This is a genomic window from Bacteroides sp. B1-V-101, assembly GCF_023656585.1.
Classification (GTDB): domain Bacteria; phylum Bacteroidota; class Bacteroidia; order Bacteroidales; family Bacteroidaceae; genus Bacteroides; species Bacteroides thetaiotaomicron.
This window is the reverse complement of sequence record NZ_JAMOKH010000042.1, coordinates 21533-41567: the sequence shown is the minus strand read 5'-3', so window position 1 is coordinate 41567 and position 20035 is coordinate 21533. Positions and strand designations below refer to the sequence as shown.

11 protein-coding genes are annotated in these 20035 nt (G+C 44.0%); 1 reads left to right on the top strand and 10 read right to left on the bottom strand.

Going from position 1 to position 20035, the window contains the following annotated elements; translation table 11 throughout:
- The 10 genes from NBH01_RS22080 to NBH01_RS22035 all read right to left on the bottom strand — a co-directional run bounded on the left by NBH01_RS22080 (position 1) and on the right by NBH01_RS22035 (position 18236).
- Positions 1-1137, bottom strand: a complete 1137-nt coding sequence (locus NBH01_RS22080) for a GNAT family N-acetyltransferase (RefSeq protein WP_008761753.1) — start codon at positions 1135-1137, stop codon at positions 1-3.
- A 92-nt stretch (positions 1138-1229) separates the two neighbouring features.
- Positions 1230-3716, bottom strand: a complete 2487-nt coding sequence (locus NBH01_RS22075) for an outer membrane protein assembly factor BamB family protein (RefSeq protein WP_195380672.1) — start codon at positions 3714-3716, stop codon at positions 1230-1232.
- 130 nt (positions 3717-3846) lie between these two features.
- A complete protein-coding gene (locus NBH01_RS22070; protein WP_118337075.1) occupies positions 3847-5724 on the bottom strand; it encodes a sodium:solute symporter family protein in 1878 nt (625 codons plus the stop codon).
- 260 nt (positions 5725-5984) lie between these two features.
- A complete protein-coding gene (locus NBH01_RS22065; RefSeq protein ID WP_016269079.1) occupies positions 5985-7175 on the bottom strand; it encodes a glycoside hydrolase family 130 protein in 1191 nt (396 codons plus the stop codon).
- Between the two features lie 189 nt (positions 7176-7364).
- Entirely contained in the window at positions 7365-8543 is a 1179-nt protein-coding gene (locus NBH01_RS22060; RefSeq protein WP_016269078.1) for a hypothetical protein, read from the bottom strand.
- A gap of 25 nt (positions 8544-8568) precedes the next feature.
- Positions 8569-10131, bottom strand: coding sequence for a glycoside hydrolase family 30 protein (locus NBH01_RS22055; RefSeq protein WP_250700302.1), 1563 nt, complete (start codon positions 10129-10131; stop codon positions 8569-8571).
- 35 nt (positions 10132-10166) lie between these two features.
- Positions 10167-11792, bottom strand: a complete 1626-nt coding sequence (locus NBH01_RS22050) for a RagB/SusD family nutrient uptake outer membrane protein (RefSeq protein ID WP_008767302.1) — start codon at positions 11790-11792, stop codon at positions 10167-10169.
- Positions 11793-11831: 39 nt separating this feature from the next.
- Positions 11832-14897 carry a SusC/RagA family TonB-linked outer membrane protein gene (locus NBH01_RS22045; RefSeq protein WP_151209895.1) on the bottom strand — a complete coding sequence of 1022 codons (3066 nt, stop codon included), beginning with the start codon at positions 14895-14897 and terminating at the stop codon, positions 11832-11834.
- A 519-nt stretch (positions 14898-15416) separates the two neighbouring features.
- Positions 15417-16334, bottom strand: coding sequence for an alkaline phosphatase family protein (locus NBH01_RS22040; protein WP_011108591.1), 918 nt, complete (start codon positions 16332-16334; stop codon positions 15417-15419).
- Between the two features lie 654 nt (positions 16335-16988).
- Positions 16989-18236, bottom strand: coding sequence for a DUF2264 domain-containing protein (locus tag NBH01_RS22035; RefSeq protein WP_195380670.1), 1248 nt, complete (start codon positions 18234-18236; stop codon positions 16989-16991).
- Between the two features lie 222 nt (positions 18237-18458).
- On the opposite strand from NBH01_RS22035, the gene NBH01_RS22030 reads away from it, so the two are divergent.
- The gene (locus NBH01_RS22030; RefSeq protein ID WP_195380669.1) at positions 18459-20027 is read left to right on the top strand and encodes a DUF4832 domain-containing protein; all 1569 of its coding nucleotides are present in this window, start codon (positions 18459-18461) and stop codon (positions 20025-20027) included.
- The last annotated feature ends 8 nt before the right edge of the window (positions 20028-20035 follow it).

Here is a 20035-nt window from a genome sequence, read left to right as displayed (position 1 = left end):
TTATTTAATCTCTTTGGTGAACGCACGGCGGCGCTTATGTTGCTTAGTCTCAAAGTAATCCCATTGTGCCTGAACTTTTCCGTTCAGTTCCAGTTCGGGGTTGCTTTCCGCAAAGATAAAACCTAATTTTTGATAAACTGGAATTAAATCGGAAAATAACAAAGCGTTAACACCTTTATTCTGGTACTCCGGTTTGACTGCTACAAGCAGCAGGTCAAGCATTTTGGCACGGCGTTTCATGAACAGTGCTTTCAGCAGATAGAACCATCCGAGAGGGAGCAGACGGCCGTGTGACTTTTGCAGGGCCTCGGCAAGAGACGGCATGGAGATGCCTACGCATACCAGCTTGTCATCGGCATCGGTAATGAGGGTAACCATCCGTAAGTCGAGAATCGGGAGATACATCTTTACGTACTGGTTGATTTGCCGTTGCGTCAGCGGAGAGTAGCCGTAGAGCGGGCTGTATGCTTCGTTCATCAGTTCGAAGATTTCCTGTCCGTAGTCTTTGGCTATTTTTCTTCCGGAGGTGTATTTCTTTATCTTCAGGTTGTATTTTCGTTGAATCAGTTCGGAGATACGCTTGTGCTTGTCGGGGATGGCATCGGGGATGTAGATTTTGTATTCCACCCAGTCGGCGTCTTTCTCGAAACCGAGTCTCTCCATGTGTACGGGGTAATACGGGTGGTTGTAGATAGTAGCCATTGTGCTGAGCTGGTCGAATCCTTCGATCAGCATTCCTTCCGCATCGAAATCGGTGAATCCCAGAGGACCTGTGATGTGAGTCATGCCGCGCTCTTTTCCCCAGTCTTCGACGGTCTTGATGAGTGCGGATGATACTTCGGGGTCATCAATGAAATCTATCCATCCGAAACGGACGTTCTTGCATTCCCACTTTTCGTTGGCACGGTTATTGATGATAGCGGCCACACGACCTACGATTTTGTCGTCCCGGTATGCCAGGAAGTAATCTGCTTCACAGAACTCGAATGCCGCATTCTTCTTTTTGTTGAATGTGTTGAGCATGTCATCGTAAAGGTCGGGCACGGAATATGGATTGCCCTTATACATCCTGTAATTAAAGCGAATAAACTTCTTAAGTTCTCTCTTTGTAGAGACTTTCTTGATTGTAATAGCCATATCTCGTATTTATGATTGAGGGGCAAAGATACGTGATAATCTTTAAATTACAACGCTGCGGGTGGAGAAAACTGTGTGAGGCGGGATGTACTTTATTCTTCTGCCGCTTTTGACGACAGGCAATAAACATTACCCGCAAAGTCGCAAACAATCATCCTGTTTCCCGATACTGCTACTGTGGAGAAAACAGGTGCTCCGAAATACAACTTGTCTTTGATAATCCCTGTTGACTGGTCGATGGCGTATAAATACCCGTCGGAAGCTCCGATATAGACCATTCCTTGTGAAGATACAGGGCTTGTTTCTACTGCTGCCTGTGGCGTAGAAGAATAAGGAGCAGTGTATACAAGAGAAGGTAAAGTCTCGGCTCTCCATTTGATGAAAAGAGTCGGTTTGTCGAGAGCGAAGACTCCACGGTCTGCGCTGCCGAAGATAATCTCATGTTCGGTGACAAGCGGGGTAGATGTCACGTCCAGGTTGGCGGACAGTTCCTTTTGCTGGAGTACTTTACCGGTTTGAGGTTCTATCAGGAAAAAGCTTTTGGAGGAGATGATCCATAATTTTCCGTCTTTGTAGACCGGAGAGGCACCTCGGTTGCCGAGTCCGTTGTCGGAGAGCTTCCAGAGTTGTTTGCCAGTGCGGATGTCGTTGCCATACAGTCCTCCCCATTGGGTACCACTGATTAGTACGTCTCCGGCGATGGTTAACGTGGTGGTCGAGCCTTCCCGTTGTTTCCAGTCCGTGTTGGTCCATATCACTTTTCCTGTTTTCAGGTCGTAGGCTGAAAGTCCGGCGCCGATTCCGGCATAAACGATTCCTTTGTCAACTGTCAGTCCTTCGCTCAGATAGGGATAGTTCTTTAAGTTGATGTATTGTTGCCACAGTGGTTTTCCGGATGCTGCGTCGAGGGCGTACAGATTGCAGGAGGCATCCTGGGCTACAACGATTTCATTTTCGCAGGCAATCGTATTCTTTACCGAGTTTTCCGTGCGGAACTTCCATAGCTGTTTGCCGGAATGGAAGTCGAATGCACAAATATAGGTGTTGAGCGATGTGTTATCATCGGTAGTGGCAATGAATACTTTTTGTCCGACGATGAGGGGGGAGGCCATGAAGATGTTACTTCCTGTGTTCGCTGTCCATTGTAGTTGCAGGGGGAGTTTGATTTGGGAATCATTTATTCCGCCGGAGTGACTTGCGTTCTGAAGTAGGGTATTCCAGTCCTTCCCTGTGATAGCAGTCGATTTGAAATCTTTCTGATAAAGGAACTGGCTGGTGGCAGTCGCTTCCTTTCCGTCGTTGAAGGATGAAGTCACTGTCAGGTTCAGTTTCTTTCCGTTTTCGTTAGCGGGTATTTGAATACTTCCGCTCCAGTTCCAGTCGGTGAGGGGCGACAGGTTACCTTTGGCTATTTCCCGGTCGTCTTCCGGATTGCTCAGTACATAAGATACGGACGATGTTTTTGCCTGTGAGTTATAGGTGTTGACGGAGACCGGAAGCTGATTGCCGGTTTCCGGATGTATGGGGGCTGCTTGATTCTTCATCGGAGAAACGATAGCGATTTGCGGTTCGATGAAAGTATAACGCAGTTGCGTTGTGAGGTGATCGTTGGCATCTATCTTTATGTCTCTGAAAGAAGAAGGGGAGTGATCGATGCCTCCTTTGTCCAGTGTGCCGGTGCAGATGGTATAAATGCCTTTCTGATTGCGGACGTAGTTGTAGTGCATATGTCCGTAGATTTGTGCTTTCGTGTTGAACATACGGAGGTCGAGGATATCCTTTTTGTCTGCCTTGAATACGAAGTTATCGCTGGGAGTAAACAGGTCGTGGTTAAAAAGAACAAGCGCCTGATCTTTCTTCATCAGGGCGAGGTCATTCTTCAGCCAGTTGTATACATCCCTTTGCGTGTAATCGGTCGGGTTGTCTCCGTGGTCGATGGGAGTAACGACGTAATGCACGTTGCCGACATCGAACGAATACCATGTCGGGCCATAAATCGATTCATAAAGTTCTTCGCCGTAGTTGCCTTTCACCAGGTCGTGGTTGCCTATGCAGTAATAGACGGGGCAGCCCATTGTTTGTGCATTCACTACTTGATTGTGCACTGTGAGTCCCGGTTCGTAGCAGATGTCTCCGGTATGAATCAGAAAAGCCGGTTGTTCGTTCTTTATGTATTGTTGTAGGTCGGTGACCCAACGCCCCACTCCTCCGGTCACTTCCGTGTCGGTGATATGGATAAAGGAGTGTTCTCTGGTCTTGGTCCGTTCGCTTTCGGTCACTATAAAATCATAGCTTTTTCTGTCTTCCTTGACAGGGAGGTAGAATTGTTGTGTCTCGAATCCGGCAGGTGTAGTAATGCTGATAAATCGGGTTTTCTTGAATCCCGATAGTGAGAACCGGCCTTTTTTATCTGTTTTTACTACGTTCATTCCGTCTGTTACCATCACTCCTGCCAGCGGTTTGTCTCCTTTGTCGAATGTGCCCGATTGATTGGTGTCGACATAGACGGTTCCTTTAAATTGTGCGCACAGCGGAAGATATAGTAAAAATGACAAGAGTATTACGGATAGTCTTTTCATGGTCGGTTCTCTGTTTTATTAGGCACGGATGACACGGGTTAACGTGGTTTTTAATTGACCGATCTTTTAAATCCGTGAAATCCGTGTCATCCGTGCCTAAATTTATGATATAAATTAATTATGCTGATACTTATCGTATTTGTTTCATCTCTTCGTTGTATCTCGCTTCCTCCTTACACAAAGGCTTGTACCAGGTCTTTCTTAATATCAGCGTGGTAATCAGAAGCAAGGCGATAGAACTCCAGAGTCCTAATTGTTCGCGGACAACGAGGTACATCGGGATGATGGTAAGCGTACATTGCCAGATGATTCCTATCGCCACATTGAAGGCATCCCTTTTGAAGTTTTTATTCGCCTGAATATGCGGGTAGCGGGCGATTGCTTTCTCCTGAATCGGTTTCCACCATCCCCACGGGCGTACATTGACATAGAAGTTGATCAGAGTCTCTTCATCTGTAGCCGGAGCGCTGTAAGTCCCGATGATACATCCGATCAGAGAGACGCCGAACAGTACGGGGAAGAAATAAAGTACCCATGCATCCGGAACGGTAAATTTCATTACAATAGCTGCCACTACTCCGGCAGTCATTCCCCAGAAGTAACCTTCACCGTTGAAACGCCACCAATGCCATTTCAGTACGTTGGCTGCGATGTATCCTCCGAACAGTGCACCTACAATCCACTGGAAGATTTCATTGATATCTTTCAGGAAGAATCCGATGACAGTGCTCACCACCACTACTGCCACAGAGATGACATAACTACTGCGTATCTGAGTTTTCACGCTTGCTTTCGGATTGATGTATTTCAGATAAATATCATTTACGATATATGCAGGGGCTGCATTGACGGTAGAGGCAAAGGTCGACATGAAAGCTGCCAGTAGACCTGCCAATAATAATCCTGCAAGTCCTGCCGGAACATATCGTGTGATCAGATGGGGAAGAATCGTCTCAAAGTCTGTGCGGGTCACTTCCATCTGTGTCAGTCCGCCGTCTTCCTTGAAGAAATAGATGGCAAGTAATGCAAATCCCATAATCATCAGATAGCGTGGAATCAACAGCACTACGGATACGGAACCACTCATCATCGCCGCTTCTTTGGGAGACTTGCAGGACAGAATTTTCTGCATATCATAGTTGGGCGCAGGCCCTGCCATACTCATGAAGATGCCTTTGAGCAACGCCATCATGACAAAGATGCCTATCAGACTGTAAGGTTCGTTCGCCATTCGTTCGGTCAGCAAACTCATCCGGCTGCTCCAGTCAATATCGAGCGTCCATCCGAAGAAAGGGGAATCCCATCCGGTAGGTACAAAGGAGTGTATCATATCCGGCGCCACCATCTGCATACCGATCACTACGATAACGATGCCTGCCACCGTCATGATAAGGAACTGTACGACATCCGTCCATACGATGCTCAGCATTCCTCCCAACATGACGTAGAAGGTAGCGATAGCTGTGAAGAAGATACCGTATACATGCGGAACATACTCCGGTGAAACAGTGAAAGGAATGTAGGGTGAAATGACTTCCCAGGGAATAAAGATTTCCATGAACTTGCCTATTCCTATGAATCCGTAACTTAGAAATCCGAGTACGCTTAATAACGCAAATACGACAACGATGGTATGAGAGAGTGTCGCTCCCTTGCCTTTACCGAAGCGGGTTTTGATCCATTCGGCTCCGGTGAGCACATTGGAACGCCGCAACCACACCGACAGATAAACCATGAGGAATATCTGATTGAATACCGGCCACAGCCAGGGAATCCAGAGACTTTTGAATCCGTAGGCAAATGCCCAGTAAACCATTAGCATCGTACCAGTGATGTCGAACATCCCGGATGCATTGGACAGGCCAAGCATATAGAAGGGCAGTGATTTGCCTCCCAGGAAATAGGAGTCCATATTTTGTGCGGCCCGTTTTTTCAGTATGAGTCCGATGACAATCATGGCAATGAGGTAGGCGCAGATGATCAGAAGATCGGATGTGTGTAATTTCATGTTGCTATTTTGATTAGGTTTTGTACATTAATAATCTATCAGGTACAAAAGTAGGTCGAATGTGGGGAAGAAACAAATATTATTTTAACTCATACTGATACTATCTGATACTATTTATCTGACTTCTCAGGCTTTAATAGCTGACACGTCAGGTGTTAAGACTTGACGTGTCAGATGTTAATACCCTGCAACTCAGTTGTTAATATCCATCATGCAGAATGGAACATCCTGAAAGACAGATGATAATACTGCTTCCGGAACTATAATATAACGGCATTTTCCGACATCACGAGCTTATTGGCTTCTATGATATCGTATATGCTTTTCACGGAAGTCGTGGAACGGAGTCTGTCTTCCGGTGTATGCCGGCAGTAATCGATTAGCCGTTCGATCGTAGAAGTCGCTACGTGCATCCGTGTGTCGGAGGAAGCATAGTAGATGTATACCGTTCCGTCTTCATCTGCGATCCATCCGTTGGAGAATAACACGTTGGATACATCTCCGGTTCTTTCTTCTCCCACGGGTGCCATGAAGTAACCTCCCGGCTGGGCTATCACTTTACTGGGGTCATCTAAAGACGTCATATACAGATATAGGACATATCTGAGTCCGGCAGCACAGGCACGGACTCCGTGTGCCAGATGTAGCCATCCTTCGGGAGTCTTGATGGGATGAGGCCCTTCACCGTTTTTCACTTCTTTGATCGTGTGATAATGGCGCTGTTCTATAACGATTTCCTTCTTGACCACTGCATGAGTGATATCGTCTATCAATGCCCATGAAATACCGCCTCCGCTGCCTGCATCGATGAATCCGTCCTGCGGACGGGTGTACAATGCATATTTGCCGTCTACGAATTCGGGGTGCAGCACCACATTCCGTTGCTGGCTTTGGGAGACGAGGTTGGGCAGGCGTTCCCAGTTTTTAAGGTCCCTGCTGCGTATGATTCCTGCTGCTGCAATGGCCGATGTGAGGTCTCCTGCGGGTGCGTCCGGATCTTTGCTTTCCGAGCAGAAGATACCGTATATCCATCCGTCCTCGTGTTTTGTCAGACGCATATCGTAGACGTTCGTTTCTTCCGGATATAGGTCCGGCAGTTGTACCGGATATTCCCAGAAGCGGAAGTTGTCGATACCATTGGGACTTTCTGCGATGGCAAAGAATGATTTGCGGTCATGCCCTTCTACTCGTGCCATAATAAGATATTTCCCGTTGAATTTGATAGCGCCTGCATTGAATACGGCGTTAATGCCGAAACGTTCCATCAGATAGGGATTTGTTTCCGGATTGAAGTCGTATCTCCACTCCAGCGGGGGGTGGTCTGCTGTCAGAATGGGGTATTTGTATCGTTCAAAAACACCATTGCCGGGCAGTATCTTTTCATTTTCACGTGAGATGAGCTCATCATATTCTTTAGTGAGAATATGTAGTCTGTTATCATATCTATTCATATCAATTCATAAAATTAGAGTAAAGCATCGGCTTGCGATCCTTTTTGTATTACTTGACAGGACAAAAGAGACTGTTTACAAGCCAGACATACCTGAGATATACGGTGTTGTAGGGACAGTCTCTTTGTACTTTTGTCATTTTGAAAGTATGGGGGTACTTTCAAAAAATACATGTGTCAAGTCTATAAACTATTGTTTGGTAATCATATAAGAGCGGATGGTACAATTGGGTTCTAAGAAGCTGACCCAGTACCAACCATCTTCCACTTTATCGATCCGGCAATCTTCTATCGGATATTTCACTTTTTTGTCCACTGCATTTCTTGTTACTTTATACAGTACCGCATCACCTTTGTTGCCTTTCGTCAAATCACCTGTAAACTGAACTGCAAAACCGCTGGCATAAGTTCCTGTTCCTTTTATAACAATTTCGGACATATTGAACTCTTCCGAATGAGTAATGGAACCCACTGCCGAGGTAGAGACAGACTGATAAGAAGATGAACCTGCTATTAAGTAACGATATGATGGATTCTCCAGATATAGGTCGTCGATATAGACTATATTGATGCTGATTGACTCTCCTTCCTGGTCTTTGATTGTTACCGTCTTGTTGAAACGATATCTTTTAAGACCTTCGATGATAACATCTGTTCCATTTTCCGCTATCGTGCATTTCAGATAAGTGGCAGAACCATTATTTGTGCAGGTATAGCCTCCGTTACCGTCCAGAATCTTGATTGTCAAAGGTTCACCGACTGTCAAATAAGCAATTTCTTCACTATTGTCAACTACAAGTTTCTTTATTACTTTTACTGAAAATTCTGCACTCTTGTTCAGTCTGTCGGTCACTGTAACTGTTGCATTGCCTGGTGCCAGAGATTCTATCTGTATATGTCCTTCTTCATCTACTGTAGCTTTCACGACAGATTCTTTGTCAACTGTTACTTTGTAGCCTCTGTTTCCTGTATAAACATTGACTGTCTTGTTTTCACCCGGATACATTGTTGTAGCCGAATTGGACAAAACCAGTTCACTTAACTGATCGACGATGACTTTGACATTGGTACTCATTTTAGCCCAGTCGGTAATAGATAAGTCGGTACTACCGGCTTTCAGAGCTGTTACTTTAATTTTGTTACCTTCGGCAATGGCGGTTGCTACATCTTCATTGGAACTTGTAATTTTATAATTGCCGTTGCCTTGAACTATTTGAATGATTCCTTCCGGGGTCTCATCCAGATTAATGATCAACTCCTGCGTATTCGGCACTAAGTCGTGATAGGATGGATCATCGTCATTACAGCCGGAGAAAACAGTAGCGGCTGCAAGCAGGAATCCTGCCAAATATAATAGATTTCTTTTCATGATATTCATTGTTTATTTAGACTATTTATTCAGCTTCAATATCTTTCATTTTACCAGTGATGGTTACTACACTAAACTTAGGGACTGTAATGGAGCGCAATCCGCTGAGAGATGGATTTACTTTTTTGCGTTGCCACTTAACTCCTTCATCTGATGTATACGAGATCATGGTCTGAAACTCTTTTCCTTCAATTTCCAGTTTGGTTTCGAAGGCCTTGCTTGTAGAATTGTTTACCAGTACGATCGTATAATTGTCGTCCTTGATGTAAGCTGTCATCAACAGTTCTTTCGGGAATGCTTCTTCGTCACCTTCGGGAGCAACAGTCTTGATATCCACACGTCGGCTTCCTTCCGGGGTAAACTTAGTAAATTGTCCGTAACTGTAGTAGCGGGACGCTCTTTCATAATTGGTTCCGGGAAGTGCTTCTTCCAGTCTGATCAACGCTTCATTATTCGTACAAGGACGTGCACCTGCCCACCAGATAAATGCGTTTAGGTTGGAAACTGCCAGATAATTATGGAAAGTAGTAGCCCATTGCATCGCGTTTTTCCAGGATGGATCGTATGTGTCTGTAGAACTGGTTTCCGTATTCCATAAATGAATATTATTTTCAGCGCAGAGTGGTGATTGTACAAACTCAGTGTTGCCAATTAATGTGTATCCGTGAGCTGCTGCAATAATGTTGGAGTTAACCAGATCGGGACAGGCTTTCAAGCCATTTTCAAGAAAAGTGACTCCTGCTTTCCACCACGAGTGCTCTCCAAAGATAATCTTCATGTCTTGATAACCTGCTTTATCTAAAGCCGGGCGAAGATTCTTCTGGCAGAAGTTTGCCAGATTTGTATAACTCCAGCTACAACCGTTCCATCCCGTTCCACTGCTGTTAGGCTCATTAGATGGTGATATTGCATATATCTCAATGCCGAACTTTTCAGTGTATGCTTTGATGAAGTCAATCAGATAGTTAGCATATGCGTCTTCCGAACCGGATGCCAGACTACCGCCTGAGGGCTTTCCGTTAGATTTCATAGTTCCGGGAGGACTCCAGGTAGAGAATATAAATTTCACATCTTTATATTTTTTCTGCAGGATATCTACCAGCCACATTTGACCTAATTGTACTTGTTCGCCACATCCGGAACCGTTAAAGTCTCTCCAGTAATCATTGATCATAGAAGGGTCGTTGGCTGCAAGATTGAAGGTACGGTTCATTCCGAAGTCAATGACGTTTGTGGTAGGGTTCTGATAGTGTGGAAATACCTCACCTCTGAAAATATTAAGCTTCAAGCCATTTTCTCCGAAAAGGTCATTGACTACATCTTCGCGCATCATGTTGTTCCATATACGATGTGACCACTCTGCAAAGGCACATCCGAAGCCATCGATTATCTGATGTTCGTGCCCTTCTCCGAACTGTACTTTGATGACAGCTTCTGTAGTGGGTTCGGCTGAGAATCCGTCATCCTCGTCTGTTTCTTCTACCGGGTCCGGGATGTAGACGTCACTGTGACTCAGACTTCCATCGTCACAAGAGTATCCAATGAATAGAAAGAGGGATACGAATAATAATGAATATATCTTTTTCATGTTGTTTCTTTATTAAGTTAATCTTGCTAGGTTTTTTATTTCCATAAACTGGTTTGTTCCATGGCAGTATTATTGTTTAGTTCACTTGTCGGTATAGGATAATAAAGGTGTTTTTCCTGGAAGTTTTCCGCACCTTGTTTTCCATTCGCCTTGAAGATCAACTGAATTTCGCTGGGCGAATACCAACGTTTCAAATCGTCAAAACGATGTCCTTCCGCAAAGAACTCCAATAAGCATTGGTGTTCTATTTCATTCATTAATTCAGCTTGTGCAAAAGTCTTTTCCGTAAGTCCTGCTCTTTGGCGGATTTGCTTTAAAGCATAGTTGGCACCATCCGGATCATTGGTTTTGGCGCATGCTTCAGCATAAAGCAACAGTACCTCGGCAAAGCGCATTACGCGCAAATTGCTGGACCTTCCTTCTTTGTTGCCCATGTTGTCCGGTGCCTTGTCATCCACATAATATGCGGTATTTTTCTTTATCAGGAATTTACCTGCTGTTCCATTGACGTTGAAACTTGGTGCTCCGCCTGCCATTTTTCCTTCATTGCCTTCCCAAAGATCATCCATGGAGTAATTATTGCCATACCATTTCTCGTTGGGAACTTTATCTCCATAGTTGGCAGCATCAAAAAAGAGGCTGGCATACATACGTTTGTCAAACTTGGTATCTGCATCACTCGGACGTGTTTCTTTTGTAAACTCTCCTACGATCAGGGAGTTCGGCATTAATTTAGCCCATCCGCCGGATTTTACCGGACCGATAAACTGAGGAATATAGCAACCTAAACAGATACCGCTTTCATTGCTCCAGGAGTAGTCTCCGTCCGGACTGTATGCCAGTTCAAATACGGATTCTTTATTGAACTCTTCTTCATTTGTGAAATTCTTTTCGAAGTTGTCCATCAATTCGTAAGAATAAGGAGCTTTCAGTAATGTACCTAATAGCTGTTTGGCTTCCGGATATTTGTGTTGGGTGGCATATACTTTGCCCAGCATTGCAATAGCTGCACCTTTAGTTATGCGTTCTTTGGCAGTAGAGCGTTCTACTGGCAGGTTGCATTTGATGGCGTTATCCAGATCTTCTTCTACTTGTGCCCATAATGCAGCTTCTGTAGCAGCGGCTTTATTGGTTTCATCTTCGTTGGATGGAATCAGTCTCAAAGGCACTTCTTTGTAATTGTTGACTAACAGGAAGTATTGATAGCCACGCAGAAAGAGTGCTTCGCCTTTGATCATCGAGCGGTCTTCTTCAGTAATACCTGATGCAGGTATCTGATCAATATACCGCAGTACGATGTTGGCACGCTGGATGCCTGAATAAAGCGCTCCGTAAGGATCATTTCCGGTAGAGGGCGAGTTCAGGAAGTTTGCAATATTCCACATCGGAACTTCTTCTCCTTTGATTGTGTAGATATCGTCACCACGACCGTTTAAGTTTAGCCAGCCGTCAAATGCGCCGAAGTATCCGTACATGGCTCCTTTTATCGGAGAATAGGCGGCTGCTAAAGCACTTTCTGCATCTGCTTTATCTTTCCAGAAGTTGCTTTCCGTGAAGTAATTGGGGTCCGACAGATTCAAAAAGCTGGATTCGTTGCACGATGTCAGCGCTCCGGAAAAAAGAGCTGCCATGCACATATATGATAACCAATTTCTTTTCATGTTCATAAACTGTTTAATGTTTAATATTAATTTAAGGTATTACAGGTTGACTTGTATTCCGAAAGAAATAGTACGGGGCAATGGATAGCGTCCCTGGTCGATACCTCTTGAGAATACATTGTAAGCAACACCTGCGACAGAACTTTCACCCAGGTCGGGGGTATAGCCGGAATATTTGGTCAATGTGAACAGGTTCTCCATTGAAGTGTATATTCTTACGTTTTCAAGTTTGATTTTCTTTGTCAGGACTTTGGGTAATGTATAGCCAATGTCCAATGTTTTCAAACGTATGTACGAGCCGTCTTCCAGCCATCTGTCGGTGTATGCCCATTTGTTGTCTGCACCGTCAGTCTTAGAGAAACGAGGAATATCAGTGTTCTGATTGTCCGGTCTCCATGAATTGGCCAATACGGTACTCATATTTCCGTTGAAGTTTCCTGATTCCAGGCGATAACGGGGATAATTATATATCTTGTTGCCTACCATTCCGTCAAAGAAAAGGTTAAAGTCGAAGTTGTTCCATTCGCCGCCGAGTCTTATGCCAAAAGTGAAATCGGGGAACGGACTTCCTACGTCATGCTGGTCATCTGTGTTTATTTTGCCGTCACCGTTCCAGTCTTTGTAGCGGACATCACCAACTTGTGCAGCGGGCTGGATGAGTTCACCGTCTTTGTTTTTATAATTAGCGATCTCTTCTGCCGAGCGGAATAATCCGTCTGTTTCGATCAGGTTGAAATATGACATCGGATGCCCTTCTGCAAACATATTGATACCGCGACCACCGGCACCGTGTGCGCTGTATCCGGAGATCATCAGGTTTTGTCCGCCTAATGTTATTTTGGTCACTTCATTCTTGTCGGCTGCGATATTGGCACCGATGTAATAGTTGAACTTTTCCTTGATGGCACCGCGATAGTTGACCGCAAGTTCGAATCCTTTGTTCCGTACTTGTCCCGCATTCTGAATAGAGTTTCCGCTGATACCGGTAGATGCGGTAGAAGGAATAGGTAATAGCACATCATTTGTATTCTTAACGTAAGCATCAGCAGTAAGCGTCAATCGTCCGTTTAGCAGACTGACATCTAAACCGATGTTATAGGTCTCCGTATTTTCCCATGTTAAATTGGCGGGTGAGATTGCCTGCACATATGGCATAGAACCAAACCAAGGCGAATTATTCATCACATAGTTCATGCCGTCCGATACTACACTTTGTGTCGGATAGTAGCTGGTCATCTCCTGATTACCGAGTTTACCATAACTAAAACGCAGCTTCAACTGATCGAATACATTCTCTAAAGGTTTAAAGAATTTTTCGCGGTTGATGTTCCATCCAATAGAAGCAGAAGGGAATGCACCATATTGATGTCCACTTCTGAAACGTGAAGAACCGTCACGGCGAATAGATGCCGAGAATAAATAACGGTCGTCAAAGGAATACATGACACGTCCGAACAGAGATACCAATGCAAGTTCATTCAGCGAACTGGATGCTTTCAGGTTGGAAGGATCTACATTGCCCGGCATTGTTTCAATGAACTGGGGCATATCTCCATTTTTACCATAAAGGCTGTAACTTTTGTCTTTCTGGGCAGAGTATCCGGCAAGGAGTGACAAATTGTGTTTGCCGAATGTACGGTCATAATTCAGGGTGTTTTCTAATACCCATGATTCCCATGTTGACGATTTTTCTTCAAGGTCGGGCTTGTCGTTTTTACCGAATGTTCCTAAATCGTATACATCCTTGTAATAACGCCACTTAGTATGCTCTTTTCTGATACCTACATTGAGTTTGTACTTTAGTCCTTTGATGATTTCAGCCTGTAAATAGGCATTGAGGAAAATCTTGGTTGTTTCTGTCCGTTCGTCGTTGACTGTCATTTCAGCCAATGGATTCGGTAAATTGATGTCATTGGAAGTACCCCAGCTCCCTGCGTTTGTAGGATCGTATACCGGTACTACTGACGGGAACTGAAAGATATCGAACATGGTATCCTGATGAATGTATCCACTACCTTTTGTCAGATTTACAATCATAGATTCACCTGTTGTCAAGCGATTGTCGAAGAAAGAATAATCGCTTTTCAAACGGATATTGTAAGATTCATGATCAGTGTTGCGCAGTATACCTTCTTTATTAAGGTAGCTGACAGATGAACTGTAAGAACCGCTTTTGGAACCGCCGCTGATGGTAGCATTGGCTTTATAAGTCATGGCTGTGCGCAACATCACGTCTTGCCAGTCTGTTCCTTCACCAATGAAAGGGGTAGCTCCGTTTTCTGCACCATAACCGTCGCCTGCTAATTTGTAGTAGCGTGCGAAGCGGCTGTATTCTTCTCCATTAAAAACTTTCAGTGTTTTGGGAGTCTGGCTGATTCCTGTGAAGAAATTGACATCTAATTTAGTCGGCATGTCTTTACGACCGCTTTTAGTGGTAATCAGTACAACACCACCTGCTGCACGTGAACCGTAGATTGCTGCCGCAGCAGCATCTTTTAAAACTTCGATAGAGGAAATATCGTTAGGATCGACCATACTGATATCTCCAAATGCTCCGTCTACTACATAAAGTGGATTGTTGTTGGATAAAGAGCTGATACCACGAACATTGATCGTCATACTTCCATTGGGATCACCACTGGAACTGGCTACTGATACTCCGGGTATTTTCCCTTGTAGGGCTGTGGCTGCGTTAGAAGCAACCTGACCGTTAAGTTCTTTTGCACTAACCGAACCTACAGCCCCCGAAAGATGACTCTTCTTCACTGTACCATAACCAATCACTACTACTTGTTCCAGAGCGATATTATCTTCTTCCATAGATACATTGATTGGAGTTCCGGACGTGACAGCTTTTTCTATTTGTTTCATACCTATTGTTGAGAATATCAGTATATTCCCTTTATTCGCTTTGATGGAGTATTTACCATCCATGTCTGTTACTGTGCCGGTGTCTTTACCTTTCACTCTGACTGTGACTCCTGGTAAGGGTTCATTTGTTGTAGCTTCTGTTACCATTCCTTTTATTTCAATATCCTGGGCTGCCAGTGGAATGCTAGTCAGGCAAAGAAAAAAGAATAGTAGAAAATAAATTTTTCTTCTCATAATTTGTTGTATTAGATTATAAACTCTATTCAATTGTTGATTGATCCATGGAAACTTCAACCAATAACTGATGATGCAAAAGTAGGCGATAATGCTCCGTCAGACAAGTAGTATTTTATCATTTACTAATACAATTCTATCGTATTGTATTTTAATTTGAATAAACAAAAGATAAGATGTCCTATCAGAGTGTTTGAATGCTGCTTTAATCAGTTGGATTGCTTATTAAGAATGTCAAAAGAGTACATTTTATGATTGAAGTTATATTATGTTGTGTTGCCGGGGGACAAAGGTATAAGGATATGTATGTTGATGCAAGTGTTATTCGGTAATTAACAGCTGTGGAGGTGTGATTTCTATTACTTATAGGAAATAAAACTATTATGACTGCTCATTTTGTTACTTATAAGAAATAGTATTTATAATCTCCTATCTTATGAGCGTGGATAGATAAATAAAAAAGGAGAAGCCAGTTATTTTAGCTTCTCCTTTTCCCTTCCTGTTAATCATCCTAAATGATTATTTGAAAACAATCTCCATGGGTCTACCTATCCAAACTTGTGGTTGTTCTAAATGAAAGATGCGGGCGATGGTGGACGCCACATCGTATTGCATCATGCTTACATCGTCAAACCGGAGTCCTTTCTTAATATTCTTGCCGGATATGATGAAAGCAGTTTCCATTTCTTGCATGGTTTTTCCGCCATGACCTTTATCGATACCTCCGTGATCGGAAGTTAATATGAAAATGGTATCATCCAGCATTCCTGCGTCTTTTACCGCCTGAACGATTTGGCCGACATACACATCCAGTTCTTTAAGTTTCTCGTAATATTCCGGTGTGTCGTGTCCGGCAGTGTGTCCGGTGTGGTCGGGGCCGTCATAGCAGATGGCAACAAGAGCGGGGTGTTTCTCCTTTATATAAGAAGAAGCCATATTGCCCAGTTCTTTCGGAGTCTTGTTGCAGTCGGCAACATGATAATGATAACTTAAAGACAGCGTATCTACTAAATATTTAATTCCTTCCCATTCATACAGGCAGCCGATTTCCGCTTCCGGGCGGGCATCGCGCAGTAATTGGAAAACAGTAGGGAAGATACCATTCTTATTTAATACACGTGAGGGAAGTTCCGGTGTTTTAGATCCCCATTCGGTGTATCCGTGAAGTTCCGGTCCGGCTCCCATAAACATGGATGCCCAGTTGATGGCGCTGGAAGAGGGGAGGGCAGAACGCTTTTTCAGTGTGTAAGCTCCGTCCTCCATCAGTTTCTTTACGTTCGGCATATCTGCTTTGGGAAGGCTGTAGGCTCCCCAACCGTCCAAACCGATGAAAACAACATGTTTAGCTTTATCTTTTCCTTTGGCATGGCAGGAGAAAGTGAAACTGAAGAGGAGTGCGAATGTAGCAAGTAGTGTTAAAAAGGTTTGTTTATTCATGATATTGTTATTTATAGGGTTAATGTTTTATTCGTTATCTAATCAAAGGCCATAACTAATGATGAGCAAAGGTAGGATTATTTTAAGGGGAAGACAAATATAATATTAGCAGATACTAATACTTTTATGGTATTTCTTTTGAATTTCTGTCTTTTGCTTGGCATTGTTTTCTTCATTGTCAAATTATGTCGTTTGTCTTTTTGTATATAATATTGATCGTTTTAATAACTGTTCTGTTCAACTATGAATATCCTTTCAGCTTGGCTGCAATAATATCCTTACAGTTTTATAATAAACCGTTTGAGCGTTTTTAATAAATAGTTGAGAGGTTTATTATAAACGGTATCCAAGTTTATTAAAAACTATTTTTGGGAAATTTCTGAGTAACCTTGGAATTATATAAACAAAAAGGGAGAAAATCAGTGCTGATTTTCTCCCTTCCAATTCCTTTATAGATGGAAACAGATGCCTTATTGGATGCTATTATGTCTTATATTTTATACGTTTCATATTGTTTTTCTTCTTTTTACTACCTTCAAAGATACAAAATAAAAAAGGAAAAGTCAAGAGCTGGCTGTGATAAAACAGTTTCCGATGTGAATGGACAATAGTTTCCAGTACGACTGGAAACTATTATAAGACGCTGATTCTCACTTATTCTTTATGATAAGAATGATCTTTCGGAAACTCTTCTCCTTCCCATGCTTTTTTCGAAGTCCAGGATTGTGAAGCATCCGTCCAGAAGGGATCATCGGCAGACAGACCTAGCGGGAGAAAAGCAAGCGATGCCATATACAAGCTGCCGTTATTAGTGTAATAATCCGAAATACCGGGCTGGGAACCGTTGAATCCTAGTGTCAGAAAACCTGCCGCATTGAAGTTGCGACCGTCTCCGAACATACGTTGGATGACAGCCGTCATGGCTGCGCGTACCTGTCCGTTTGATAATTCTTCGGGAAGCCAGTTGCGCCACGCAAGCAGCGCTAATGTCTGCAAAGAGCCGGTACGGTAAGTGATAGAACGTCCGAAAACAGGTAGCGTACCTTCCGGAGAGATGAGGCGTTCGAGGATTACTCCGAATCGTTGGGCACGTCTGATCGCTTCATGGAAGTTGCAGCCGGGCATATTTCCTATTTTCTCACGTTTACCGGCTTCGGTGATTACCTCCAGTGCTTCTATATACATAGGATGTATGACGAAGCTATTGTAATAGTCGAATGCGAAACGAGGTCCGTCCGAATACCAGCCGTCACCTACGTACCATTCTTCTATCTTGCGCAGAGAGGAACTGATGCGGTAAGTGTCACTGGGCGCACCTGCTTTCCGAAGGAAGGACTCTACGGTGGCGCTGAACAACAGCCAGTTGCTATAAGAAGGATCAACTCGTCTGAGATCAGTAAATTCGGCGATATACCGCTGCTTGGTGATACTGTCCAATGGCATCCATAAGGCATCATAACTTCTCAGGAAACTTTCTGCCAGGAAGGCGGCATCCACCAAGGTCTGATTCTCCTGACGCCATAACAGATAATCGGGGGAAGCGGGATCTACCGCGTTAGCATAGCTTTTCAATGCCCATTCCCGCAGTTGTTTGCGTTGGAGTCCTTCCGGAGTTTCATCGTCGGGCAATGACAGCCACGGTGCCAGTCCCGCCATTAGGCGACCGAAGCATTCCATATAAGTGACGTTCTGATTGCGCCCGTCCCATGTAGGACTTAATTCTACGAGCATATTCTGTTTCAGCAGACCTTCGCTCATGTTGCTTAATACAGGAGCAGCCATCCGGTACATTACGTCGCACCAGATTTCTCTGTCACTTTTCTCTGTTTTCTTTTTGGCACTGATACTTTCTGTCGGGATCAGCAGAATCATTAATAGTAAGATCCAATGAAGTCTTTTCATGTATTGCCTTATTTTTAAGATTAAATCTACGGCTATGGAGACATAGCTGAAGTATATGGCAAAGGTAGAATTATTCCGACAGCAGGGCAAATACAATCTTAGCATTAACTAATACTTTTGCGTTATTTATCCGATACTGATACTTTCTTATACAAAATGACCGGTAAATAATGCTTGTCACCGGATTTGTTATACATTTGTCCGGTAAACAAAATTATTACTATGAAAAGGAATTGGATAGGTAGTAGCATGATAGTTGCACTCTTTGCTTTATTGGCAAGCGGATGCGGTCATAGTCAACGGACGCTGGAGTTTCGCGGAATCTGTGTAGATGATCCGCAGGGAGAAAATGGATTATATAACCCGGGCAGGGGATTCCGGCTGGAAACTGCGGTGGATGTGCTGCATGAAAAAGACACTCCTACCAAAGAACTGAATGAATTGTCTGCTAAATATGTAGCAGATAGTGTTTCACTCTCACAGAGCTACTTTTATCTGACTTATTTAATAGGTAAAGAGCTGTCTGAAGAAAACTTCCGGACCATGCAGGCATATTTTGATGAACTGCAAAAGCAAGGAAAAAAGGCCGTATTGCGTTTTGCCTACGAACGCGACTTTATGGGACGGTCGCCTGTCGGTCCTACCGGCGAACAGATACTGGCGCACTTGGATCAGTTGAAACCTTTCCTGGAGAAAAATAAAGATCTGATTCTGGTCGTACAAGCCGGAATGATTGGCGCATGGGGCGAATGGCACAGTTCGGTTCAGGGACTGGAAAACTCGAAAGAAACAAAAGCTGCCGTATTGGAAAAACTGCTTTCTGTGGTTCCTGCCGAGAGAAATGTACAAGTCAGACTCCCGGAATTTAAGAATCTGCTGAAAGATAAACCGGAACTGTACAAGAGACTTTCTTTCCATGATGACTTCATTGTCATACGCCCCGACAGATGGGATGCCGATATGCACGAAGGGACACCGAAGTTCGATCAGATAGTGGCGGAATCTCCTTACCTCGTAGTAGACGGTGAACTGCCCTGGGGATTCTGGAGTGTGGGCGCTGATCCGGACAGTCCTTCTGCCGGATGGATTATTGACGGTCTGCAAGTGGCAAGACGTTTATTCCTCCAGCATTATACTTCGTTAAGCATCATACATAACTATAAGGAGCAACATCCCAACAAGCGGTTCGACGAGAATAATCCGCCCGAATACTCTATGGTGGTTTGGAAGAAAACGATGATAACGGAAGACTCCCTCCTCCAACATCATATGCCGGTGTCCGACAGCTACTTCCAGAAGAAAGACGGAACGAAGGTAAAACGCAATGTGTTCGATTATATACGCGATCATCTGGGTTACCGGATTGAGCTGCAATCACTTCAGCTTCCTTCCAAATTCGTGAGTGGAAAGGAGAACGTCTTGAAACTGAGCTTGAAGAACAGAGGTTTTGCCACCGTATTTGGTGAACATCCTGTTTATTTCGTATTGATTGATGATGCAGGAGAGGTTACGGAATTTCCGGCCGATGCCAATCCAAAGAACTGGCAACCATTCGAACCAAAGGATTCTACCTATACTTCGCTGACGCATACAGTGGATGTATCCCTTGAACTTCCTGCCTCGCTGACTGCCGGAACTTATAAGTTAGGTCTGTGGATACCGGACGGATCGGAGAGACTCAGATATAATCCTCGTTATGCCATCCATTGTGCCAATGGAGATACGGACTGGTGGATTTCTAAGGATGGAAAGTATGGCGTGAATGTATTGACTGCGGTTGAAGTGGAATAAATGATTTG